The 10,134-nt window shown below is 72.3% G+C and carries 9 protein-coding genes; 5 read left to right on the forward strand and 4 right to left on the reverse strand.

Annotation, left to right across the window (positions count from 1 at the left end; genetic code table 11):
* Positions 1-79: 79 nt before the first annotated feature.
* Positions 80-907 (forward strand): transglutaminase domain-containing protein, encoded by an 828-nt coding sequence (locus ABZS66_RS48245; RefSeq protein ID WP_354769792.1) that lies wholly within the window; start codon positions 80-82, stop codon positions 905-907.
* Here the strand turns inward: ABZS66_RS48245 and ABZS66_RS48250 are convergent.
* The gene (locus ABZS66_RS48250; RefSeq protein WP_354769793.1) at positions 904-1,833 is read right to left on the reverse strand and encodes a hypothetical protein; all 930 of its coding nucleotides are present in this window, start codon (positions 1,831-1,833) and stop codon (positions 904-906) included. The genes ABZS66_RS48245 and ABZS66_RS48250 overlap by 4 nt on opposite strands.
* Positions 1,834-2,096: 263 nt before the next feature.
* On the opposite strand from ABZS66_RS48250, the gene ABZS66_RS48255 reads away from it, so the two are divergent.
* Together ABZS66_RS48255 and ABZS66_RS48260 are read left to right on the forward strand one after the other, a co-directional pair.
* Positions 2,097-2,789 carry a C40 family peptidase gene (locus ABZS66_RS48255; RefSeq protein ID WP_354769794.1) on the forward strand — a complete coding sequence of 231 codons (693 nt, stop codon included), beginning with the start codon at positions 2,097-2,099 and terminating at the stop codon, positions 2,787-2,789.
* 101 nt (positions 2,790-2,890) lie between these two features.
* Entirely contained in the window at positions 2,891-3,811 is a 921-nt protein-coding gene (locus ABZS66_RS48260) for a superoxide dismutase (protein ID WP_354769795.1), read from the forward strand.
* On the opposite strand, the gene ABZS66_RS48265 is transcribed toward ABZS66_RS48260, so the two are convergent.
* On the reverse strand, positions 3,781-4,308 hold the full coding sequence (locus ABZS66_RS48265; protein WP_354769796.1) for a GNAT family N-acetyltransferase: 528 nt from the start codon (positions 4,306-4,308) through the stop codon (positions 3,781-3,783). The genes ABZS66_RS48260 and ABZS66_RS48265 overlap by 31 nt on opposite strands.
* Before the next feature lie 717 nt (positions 4,309-5,025).
* Positions 5,026-5,592, reverse strand: a complete 567-nt coding sequence (locus tag ABZS66_RS48270; protein WP_354769797.1) for a helix-turn-helix domain-containing protein — start codon at positions 5,590-5,592, stop codon at positions 5,026-5,028.
* Positions 5,593-5,683: 91 nt separating this feature from the next.
* Between ABZS66_RS48270 and ABZS66_RS48275 the strand changes: the two genes are divergently transcribed.
* A complete protein-coding gene (locus tag ABZS66_RS48275; protein ID WP_354769798.1) occupies positions 5,684-6,622 on the forward strand; it encodes an SDR family NAD(P)-dependent oxidoreductase in 939 nt (312 codons plus the stop codon).
* Here ABZS66_RS48275 and ABZS66_RS48280 read toward each other — a convergent pair.
* Positions 6,615-8,165: an LLM class flavin-dependent oxidoreductase gene (locus tag ABZS66_RS48280; RefSeq protein ID WP_354769799.1), complete on the reverse strand. Its 1,551-nt coding sequence runs from the start codon at positions 8,163-8,165 to the stop codon at positions 6,615-6,617. The genes ABZS66_RS48275 and ABZS66_RS48280 overlap by 8 nt on opposite strands.
* Positions 8,166-8,379: 214 nt before the next feature.
* On the opposite strand from ABZS66_RS48280, the gene ABZS66_RS48285 reads away from it, so the two are divergent.
* Positions 8,380-10,134: NB-ARC domain-containing protein (locus tag ABZS66_RS48285; RefSeq protein ID WP_354769800.1), on the forward strand; the 1,755-nt coding region annotated here is incomplete at its 3' end.

The raw sequence follows: 10,134 nt of genomic DNA on the forward strand, positions 1-10,134 counted from the left end.
ACGCCCGGTTCGGCGCGACAATTTCAGACCGTGCCGCACGGGCGCTCGACGGCGGTTGAATTGTTGTTAGGTTCGATGGATGCAGCAGCGGTACCGCGAGCAGACGCGCTTCAGCGACCCGGGACGGTTCGCCGCCCTGCTCGATGACCTGCCGGGCGACCTACCCGGGCTCATGACGGTCATGCGCAACGTCCTGGTGCACTACCAGGCGGCCGGCCTCACGTTCACCGGGCCGCGCCTGGCCGAGATCGACTCGCGGCGCGTCGAGCGGCTCCTGGAGCTCGACCAGAGCCGCTTCCCGGTGCCCCTCGCCCAGCCGCGGCCGGAGCCGGACCGGGTCGTGGTCTGCTGCCGCGACTTCGCGCTGCTCACCGTGGCGGCGCTGCGCCACCGCGGGGTACCGGCCCGGGTCCGGGTCGGCTTCGCGGCGTACCTGGCCGAGGACTGGAACTACGACCACGCCGTCGCCGAGTACTGGGACGGCACCCGCTGGGTGCTCGCCGACGCGCAGCTGGACCCGTGGCGGTACCCGTTCGACACCGCCGACCTGCCCCAGTTCCTCACCGCCGCACAGGCCTGGGACGCGCACCGGCGCGGCCTCATCGACGCCGACACCTACGGCGTGAGCCCCGACCAGCCGTTCCGCGGCCACCAGTTCCTGCTCGACCAGGTACTGCTGGAGGTCGCCCACCGCCGCGGCGACGAGGTCCTGCTGTGGGACCAGTGGGGCGCGATCACCGACCGCGTCGCCGACGAGCTGACCAGGCTGCTGCTGGCCGCCGACCGCGGCGACGCGACGGCCGAGTGGGCCCTCGCCGAGCGTTACGCGACCGACCCCGACCTGCGCCTGGACGGCCGCGTCCACTGCATGTCCCCGAGCGGCTTCGACGGCTGGGTCACCGTCTAGTCCTTGAGCTCCTTGATCAGGTAGAACGCCGTGTCGCTGCCGTACTCGTCGAGGGCGGCCTGCAGCGCGGCGCGGTAGGCGGCGCGCTCGTCCTCGGTGCGCTGCGGGTCGCGGTACAACTGGAAAAGCCCGTCCAACGCGAGGTCCCGCGAGTCGGGGTTGAGCCCGGGCGCCAGGGCCATCAGCTGCTCCCAGGCGCCCGGCAGGGCGGCCGCCGCGCGCCCGATCGGGCCGTTGAAGTCGTTGTAGTGGAAGCCCATCGGGCCGCCGCCGACCCGGACCAGCGTCTCCAGGGCCTCGGGGCTGGTGGTCGTCATCCGCTCCAGGTACCAGGTGGCCTGGACCGCGGTGTCCTGGTCCTCGCCGCGCAGGTCGCCGAGGAGCGTGTCGAGGACGCCGGGGTCGGGGCGCAGCATGGCGCACACCCCGCAGCCGCACCGCTCGCGGGCGGCCTCGACCCGGGCCGCCTCCTCGGCGGTGAGCTCGTCGAGGGCGAGCATCGCGTTGTCGCCGGTGAGCCGGCCGTCCTCGATCAGCCACAGGTAGCCGCGCAGGACCACGAACCGGTTCGGCGCGTCCTCGCGGGCGGGGCGGTCCTGGGTGATGCGCACGCCGTGGCGCCCGGCCTCGTTGACGAGGTACGGCCAGTCGATCGCGGCGGTGAGCTGGCACCAGTGCTCCCAGGCGAGCATCGAGCGCACGCAGGAGCCGGCGTAGTCGGGCAGCCACCAGTACATGCGGGTGTCGCCGGGCCGGTGCGGGTCGTTCTCGGTCCGCACGTCGTCGAGGTAGTAGTCGACCTCCCCGTAGACGGGGCTCGTCGTGCACCACCGCGCGAAGGACTTCGTGTATTCCCAGATCGCCGACCGTGCCGCGTCGACGTCACCGTCACCGCTGATGCCGAGCGAGTACCCGATGCCTCCCATGCGCGGGGACGCTACCAACCGCTCGCAACCCGGGTCCGGCCCGATCACGGCCCCGGGAGATCCGTGCGAAATGGGCATATGCGGTCGTACCGGGGGTGAGGTCCGGGTGAGCCTTCTCACGACGCACGGCGGCTCGCCGACGGGGTGGCCTAGCGTCACGGACGGCCCTCATCGCGGCCGGCGTGATCGATTGTCCGTTTCGCCCGGTACTTCGGGTCCCGGCAACGCCGTTGGCGCCGCCGCACCACCCGAGACACGCGAGAGTGCACCGGGCCGTCCCAGGAGCCGTCCTGAACGCATCGCAGCCGCTGCGCCGCATCGCAGCGGGCACCACCGTCCTGGCCCTCTCCGCCGTCTGGCTCGGCTCCTCCGCCACCGCCGCGGCCCAACCAGTACCGACGAATGTGACGGCCACCGACGAGGTGGCCACTCTGCAGGCCGAACTGCTCGCCGACCAGGAGGCCCGCATCGCGGCCTTCGAGAAGGCGGACCGCGCATATCGTCCGATCCACCTCTCCTCCCGTGACACGGCCCCGAGGGTCGTCGTTCCGCCGCCCGCCCCGGCGAAACCCACCGCGGTGAGAAAGCCGCCGGCCACCAAGCCACCGTCCGTGACGCCGCCCTCCGGCGCCGCCGGCACCGTCGTGTCGTGGGCGCTGGGCCAGGTCGGTAAGCCGTACAAGTGGGCCGCCTCCGGCCCGAACGCCTTCGACTGCAGCGGGCTGGTCATGGCCGCCTACGCGAAGGTGGGGGTGAAGCTGCCGCACCAGAGCGAGCAGATCGCCGCCCGCGGCCGCAAGGTGCCGTCCGGGCAGTGGCGCGCCGGCGACGTGATCCACACGCCGGGGCACGTCGCGATCTACCTCGGCAACGGCAAGATGGTCGAGGCGGCCAACCCGCGGGCCGGGGTGCGCGTCGCCCCGGTGCGTGGCGGCACCGCGTACCGCTTCCTGTGAGTCTGTGGCGGCGGGTCGTGCTCACGGCCCGCCGCCACGACGACCTGAACCCTTTCGCCCGGGAAGGGGTAGAACGAGGCATGACCATACATCGACACGTGATGGTTGGACTGACCCTCGCCGCAACGATCATGGCCACGCTCGTGGCGTCCCCCGCCGCGGCCTCCTCCTCGGGCCACCGGCCGCTACCGACGACCCTGAACCTGCCCGACGGCTTCCAGCCCGAGGGCATCGCGATCGGCCCCGGCCCGTTCGCCTACTTCGGCTCCCGGGCCGACGGGCGCATCTGGCGGGTGAACCTGGTCTCCGGCGCCGGGTCGGAGCTCAGCCCGGCCGTCGGGACGGGCTCGCTGGGCCTGAAGACCGACGACCGGGGCCGCCTCTTCGTCGCCGGCGGCGGCGCGGGCAACGCCCGGGTCGTGGACCTGCGCACGGGTGCGGTGCTCGCCTCCTACCAGTTCGCCACCGCCCCGACCTTCGTCAACGACGTGGTGCTCACCGAGTCGGCCGCGTACTTCACCGACTCGCGCAAGGCGGTGCTGTACAAGGTGGCATTCGGTCGGGGTGGAAAGCTGCCGGCGTCGTTCACCACGATCGCCCTCACCGGTGACTTCGTGCTGACGCCGGACGTCAACAACCTCAACGGCATCGCCGAGACCCCGGACGGCAAGGCGCTCGTCGCCGTGCAGTCCAACACCGGTTTCCTGTTCCGCATCGACCCCCGCACCGGCGCGACGACCCGCATCGACGTCGGCGACGCGCTGTTCCCGGCCGGTGACGGCCTGCTGGTCGCCGGCCGCACGCTGTACGTCGTGCAGAACCGCCTGAACACGGTGGCCGCGGTCAAGCTGGACCGTTCCGGCCGCACGGGCGAACTGCGCGCGACGACGACGGACCCGCGCTTCGACGTACCGGCGACGGTGGCGAAGTTCGGCAACCGCCTGTACCTGCCCAATGCCCGCTTCACGACGCCGGCGACCCCGACGACGCCCTACACGGCGGTGGCCATCCCGACGTTCTGACCCTGCATTTCGGCGGGTACGTCGACGAGCGGGAAGTGGTACCGCACCAGCCCGTCGACGTACCCGCCCTCGGGCCCCGTGCCGGCGCCGGCCAGTGCCCGCACGAACGCCTGCACGTCACGGTTCTCGGGCAGCACCTCGGCGTACACCTGCCGGATCCCGGCCGCGACCATCCGCTGGACGAGCGCCCGGATGAGCCGCGAGCCGACGCCTTCGCGCTGCCACCGGTCGACGACGATGACGGCGAGGTCGGCGCTGCCGCCGGTGCCGGGGATGGTGCCGTACTCCGCCCACCCGCACAGCTGCCCCCGGTCGACCGCGACCTGCGCGTCCCACTCGGGCGGCCGGGCACCCTTGGCGATGTGCGTCAGGTAGGCGGAGGGCAGCCGCCCGCCGGTCCCGACGAGGAACCGCCGGCTGAGGCTCCGCTCGGAAAGCTGCTGCTGCGCGTCGGCAACGAGCCGTTGGTCCCCGCACTCCCACGGCCGGATCAGCATGTCCCGCACCCCCGCTTCTCCGCGTACCCTCACTTACGTGCTCTGAGTCCACTTTTCGAACCCAGTCTATGCGCGGGACGGACGCAGCGATCCCGTGTCCTGCGTCACGGGCCCTCGCGATCACCCAGAACCCCACCCGCCCCACCGATGGGCAAGCCTCCCCCCGCTGGCCCATGATCGATGGCGAGTTTTGGCTGCGTGGACAACCAAAACCCGCCATGGATCATGGCCATATCGAGGCCACCCGATGCCGCACCCCAGCCGACCCGAGCACCAACAACTCCGGCCCGACGGAGGCGGCACACACATCACTTTTGATGCATCAAAAATGATGCATCAAAACCGATGGAAACGCCGGACCGGAACGGGCCACAAGGCACGCGAGCGGAGCCAAAGCGGAGCGGGAGCACCGCACGGGCGAAACGACAGAGCAGCTACGGGGGCAGACGCGCGCCGCCCGGGCCAAGGCAGCGCGGACCGCGCAAACGGCGCACGGAACCAGGGCAGCGCGGACCGTGTGCCTTGATTGGTCGGCGCATATCTATCGGCTTACTTGGATGCGTCCATGATCAAGGGAAGTATTTGGCTGCCAGGACAGCCAGAAGTTTCCCTCGATCATGGCGCCCGCCGGGATGATCGCCGGTTCAGCACCTTGGCCGTGCCCGCTCCGGGTCCGCCGCGCGTTCGCCCCCCGGTACCGCCAGCGCTGAAGCGGAGCTAGGCCTGCGAGGCGGTCGTGCGGCGGTAGCGGAGGCCGTCCATCAGCAGGTCCAGCAGCCTCGCCGCCTGGTCGCGCTGGGTCGGGTCGCCCGCCGTCAGTGAGATGCCGTTCAACGACATCAGGACGTCGTCCGCCGCCGCGGCCTCCAGGCCCGCCGCCGGCAGGAGGATCGCCAGCGCGTCCACCAGGCGTTCGCGGCTGTGGGCGAAGGGCTGGCCGCCCGCCGCGATCACCACGCGCAGCGCGTCGGCCAGGCCGCGCTTGGCCGCCAGGTACTCGATGAAGCGGTCCATCCACGAGCGCAGCGCCTCGTCCGGCGGCAGCGACGAGAGCAGCGACGGCGCGGCCTCGCACAGGCGCGTGAGCTCCGCGCGGTACACCTCCTCGATCAAGGCCTCCCGCGTCGGGAAGTGGCGGTACAGCGTGCCGATGCCCACCCCGGCCGTGCGGGCGATCGCGTCCAGCGTCGCGTCCGGGCCCTGCTCCGAGAAGGCCTGCATGGCCACCTCCAGCAGGCGTTCCCGGTTGCGGCGGGCGTCGGCGCGCAGTGGGCGCTCCGTCACAGTTCCTCCCCATGGTGGCAATCGGAGGAGCCTCCGGATAACGTGGAGGAGCCTCCGTTTCACCATGGTACTGCCGGGAAGGGGCATCATCATGACCGAGCGCATCACCACTCCTTTCGGCGCCGAGTCGACGGCCGAGCAGGTCGTCGCGGGCGTCGACCTCGCCGGGAAGCGGGCCGTCGTCACCGGCGGCGCGTCCGGCATCGGCGTCGAGACCGCACGCACCCTCGCCGCACACGGGGCCGAGGTCGTCCTGGCCGTCCGCGACACCGCGGCCGGCGAGCGGGTCGCCGAGGACATCGTCGCGACGACCGGCAACAAGCAGCTCAGCGTGGCCAGGCTCGACCTGGCGGACCTGGCCTCGGTCCGCGAGTTCGTCCAGAACGCCGACCAGGACCCGCTGCACATCCTCGTCAACAACGCCGGCGTCATGGCCGCGCCGCTCAGCCGCACCGGCAACGGGTGGGAGCTGCAGTTCGCCACCAACCACCTCGGCCACTTCGCGCTGGCCCTCGGGCTGCTGCCGCAGCTCAGGAAGGCCGAGGGAGCGCGCGTGGTCTCGGTGGCCTCCAGCGCCCACCTCCGCTCGCCGGTGGTGTTCGACGACATCCACTTCGAGCGGCGCGAGTACGAGCCGTGGTCCGCGTACGGGCAGTCGAAGACCGCGAACATCCTCTTCGCGCTCGAGGCCACCCGGCGTTGGGCCGGCGACGGCATCTTCGTCAACAGCCTGCACCCGGGCAGCATCCGCACGGCCCTGCAGCGGCACGTCACCGACGAGGAGATCGCCCGGCTGCGGGCAGCGGCCGGCGCCGGGCTCAGCGAGTGGAAGACGGTCGAGCAGGGTGCGGCGACCTCGGTCCTGCTGGCCGCCTCGCCGCTGCTCGACCACGTGGGCGGGCACTACTTCGAGGACTGCAACGAGGCCCTGCCCAACCAGCCGGGCACCCGGTTCGGGGTCGCGGCGTACGCGTTGGACCCCGAGGCGGCCGCCCGGCTGTGGGACGTGTCGGTCGCGAGCGTCAGGTGACGTTCAGCCGGCTCAGCGGCTCGACCAGCTCGCGCTCCTCGTAGGACAGGTGCGAGAGCAGCGTGTCGGTGAGCAGGTCGACGGCTTCCTGCACCTCGCCGATGCCGTCGGGCTTGCCCACCAGTGACACCAGCGCGGCGTCGACGCGCTCCAGCACGTCGGCGATGACGTGGTGCTCCGCCTCCAGACGGTCGACCACCGGTGCGAGCCGGGGGTCGGCCGCCCGCAGCGCCGGGAACAGCGACACGTCCTCGATGGTGTGGTGGGTGGTGACGACCCGGCAGTAGCTCTCGCAGTACGTGCCGAGGGTCCAGTTGTTCTGCCGCATCGCCATCGTGTTGATCATCGACCGGGCCCGGCCGACGTCGAGCGAGCCGGCGGCCACCTGGCGGACGAGGTCGCGCACCTGGTCGAGCTCCTCGCGCAGGTGGTTGTGCACCTCGATGAGGTGCTGACCCTTGGCCTTCTGGCGGTCGGTGTACCGCAGCGCCGGGTCGCGGGCGGGCCCGGCCGGACGCTCGGCCTCGTCCCAGAGCCGCACCGGGGACAGCCGGGTGCCCTCGTCGGGCGTGGGTGTGGCGAGGTTGGCCGAAACAGCGATCACCGGGGCAGCCGGCGCAGCGGCGGCAACAGGGGCAACGGGGGCAGGAGTACCCGCGCGCTCCCGCGCCACCAGGTCCCGCACGGCCGGCGCCACCTCCGCCGCGAACCGCCGCAGATCGTCGTCGCCGCCCGCGCGCACCATGAGGACGAACCCGCTCATGCCCTCGCTGACCGCGAGCTCGGCGAGCTGCTCGACCCACACCTGCGGCGGCCCCTGGAGGAACTCCTGCCCGCGCCCCGCGAACGTCCCCGCGATGTTGTACAGCCGCAGCACGTCCTGCGGCCGACGCCCGGCCGCGACCGCGGCCTCGTCGATCCGCGCGTTGGCCTCGCCGAGCTGGTCCGGCGGCAGGTACGGCGAGCTGGGCAGCCACCCGTCGCCGACCCGCCCGATGAGCGAGAGCATCCGCGGCTTGTACCCGCCGATCCAGATCCCGATGTCGTGCGCCGGCGCCGGCCCCGGGTGCGCCCCGCGCAGCTGGTAGTGCGCCCCGTCGATCCGCGCCGACCGGTCGTCGCCCCACAGCGCCCGGAGCACCGCGACGGCCTCCTCGAGAGCGTTCAAGGACTCGGCAGGTGTACGGCGGGTGCCGCCCATGCCCACGATCGCGTCCCAGAACGCGCCGGCCCCGAGCCCGAGCTCGACCCGCCCGCCGGTGAGCACGTCGAGGCTGGCCGCGGCGCGCGCCAGCACGGCCGGCGGCCGCAGCGGCAGGTTGGCGACGTTGGGAAAGACGGAGATCCGCCGGGTGGCCGCGGCCACCACCGAGAGCAGTGTCCACGCGTCGAGGAAGCGCCCCTGGTACGGATGGTCCTGCACACTGGTGAGGTCGAGCCCGAGCGTCTCGGTCAGCACCGCGAGCCGCACACTCTCGTCAGCGGTCCCGGCCTCGGCCGGCAGAAACGTCCCGAACCGCAGCTCGTGCCCATAGTCGGTCATGCAGATAGTATGCCAGACAGAAGATCCGCCGCCAAACGTCAGGGGTCGCCCGGCCCGGCGGACCAGGATCGAACGGCCGGACGACACCCGCGGAATGGATGTGTACGCATCGACGGTATGCGCATCCATAATTGGTTATGCGTTGGTCTCACACCGGTCGGCCGGAGTGAAAAGCTGGGCACGGATCGGGGCGCCGGCAGGCATCTCCACCGTCATGGCCTTCTTTGTAGGCGCCCTCGCCAACGTGTTCACCACCGGCTGGAACTGGCCGGTCGGGCTCAGCCTCGGCGTCCTCGTGCTGGTCTGGGTGTTCTGGGAGGTACGGCGGGCCGCGCACCTCACCGCCGGGCTGAGTCCCGTGGCGGCCGACACGGCGACCGTCGGGCCGGAGCGCATCCGGTCGGCCGGTGTCGCCATCGTCCCGATGCGCAGCGGGTTCGACGAGACCGGCCCGCAACCGCTCGCCGACCTCAACCCGCCGTCGCCGGGAGGCGGATCGCAGCGCGGCAGCTGGCCGCATCAGGTCGGCATCGTGCCGAATCCGGCGGACTGCTACCGCCACCGCGAGATCACCGACCAGCTCTCACCCGATGCGACGGAATGGATCTCCGGCACCCAGATCCTGTCCGGTATGGGCGGCGTGGGGAAGTCGCAACTGGCCGCCGCGGTGGTCCGGCACTACTGGAACAGTGGCCAGGTCGACCTCGCCGTGTGGCTCAACGCGGGCAGCCGGGCCGCCATCATCGCCGGCTACGCGCAGGCCGGGGTGGAGACCACCGCCGGCGACGGACACAACGAGGAGGCGTGCGCGCGGCGGTTCCTCGCCTGGCTGGCCCGCACGTCACGCCGCTGGATCATCGTGCTGGACGACCTCAACGAGCCCAGTGACCTGGGCGGCTGGTGGCCACCCCTGTCGCCGCAGGGCCGAGTCCTGGTCACGACCCGGCGGCGCGACGCGACGCTGCGCGGCCGGGGCACGCTCATCGACGTCGGCATGTTCAGCCCCGCGGAGGCGGTCGGCTACCTGCGGCAGAAGCTCGGCGAACCGCACGAGCGCACCGAGCCGATCGCCCGGCTGGCCGAGGACGTCGGTTTCCTCCCGCTGGCACTGGCGCAGGCGGCGGCGTACATCGTCGACCGTGGCATCGACTGCGCGGCCTACCGCAGCCGGTTCGCCAACCAGAGCCTCCGGCTGTCCGAGCTGCTGCCCGAACCGAGCGCCCTGCCGGACGACCACCGCGACGTCCTCGCCGTCACCTGGTCGCTCTCGGTGGACGCGGCGAACCAGCTGGACCCGCCCGGGCTCGCCCGTCCGCTCCTGCTGGTGCTCAGTCTGGGCGACCCCAACGGCCTTCCGCTCGCCGTCCTGCACTGCCCACCCGTGCTGGGGTTCTTCGGCGAGGCCCGCGGCACCGACCGGCCGGCCACCGCCGACGAGGCCAGCGACGCGCTGCACTGCCTGTACCGGCTGAATCTCGCGACGCCCGTCAACATCCAGCAGCACCGCGCGGTCCAGGTGCACGGGCTCGTCCAGCGCGCCAGCCGCGAACAGGCACCGCCGGCCCAGCTGGACGGCGCGGCCCGCGCCCTGGCGCTCGCCCTGGTCGAGAGCTGGCCCGACGTCGAGGCGGACGCCGTCCTCGGGCGCCTGCTGCGGGTCACCACCGCGTCGCTGCACCGCCACGCGCCCGACGTGCTGTGGAGCGACGAACAGCGGGAGTTGCTGTTCCGGTACGGCAGAAGCCTGGGCGAGGCCGGCGCGGTGGCGCCGGCCTCGGACTACTTCCGGCGGATGGCCACCGATGCGCTGCGCCGGCTCGGCCCGGAGCACCCGGCGACACTGCGGGCGCGCAGCCGCTCGGCCGGCTGGCGCGGCCGGGCGGGTGACCCGGCCGGCGCCGCGAACGCGTTCGACATCGTCTTCGACGCCGCCATCAGCCCCGACGAGCGGTGGATGGCGACCGCCGGC

This window comes from Dactylosporangium sp. NPDC005572 (assembly GCF_040605515.1).
In the GTDB taxonomy this organism is placed as follows: Bacteria; Actinomycetota; Actinomycetes; order Mycobacteriales; family Micromonosporaceae; genus Dactylosporangium.

Bases quoted from the DNA above. Each gene is read 5' to 3' on its own strand.
- ABZS66_RS48275 (WP_354769798.1), top strand. From the start codon at position 5,684: ATGACCGAGCGCATCACCACTCCTTTCGGCGCCGAGTCGACGGCCGAG.
- ABZS66_RS48260 (WP_354769795.1), top strand. From the start codon at position 2,891: ATGGTTGGACTGACCCTCGCCGCAACGATCATGGCCACGCTCGTGGCG.
- ABZS66_RS48250 (WP_354769793.1), bottom strand. From the start codon at position 1,833: ATGGGAGGCATCGGGTACTCGCTCGGCATCAGCGGTGACGGTGACGTC.
- ABZS66_RS48280 (WP_354769799.1), bottom strand. From the start codon at position 8,165: ATGACCGACTATGGGCACGAGCTGCGGTTCGGGACGTTTCTGCCGGCC.
- ABZS66_RS48245 (WP_354769792.1), top strand. From the start codon at position 80: ATGCAGCAGCGGTACCGCGAGCAGACGCGCTTCAGCGACCCGGGACGG.
- ABZS66_RS48265 (WP_354769796.1), bottom strand. From the start codon at position 4,308: ATGCTGATCCGGCCGTGGGAGTGCGGGGACCAACGGCTCGTTGCCGAC.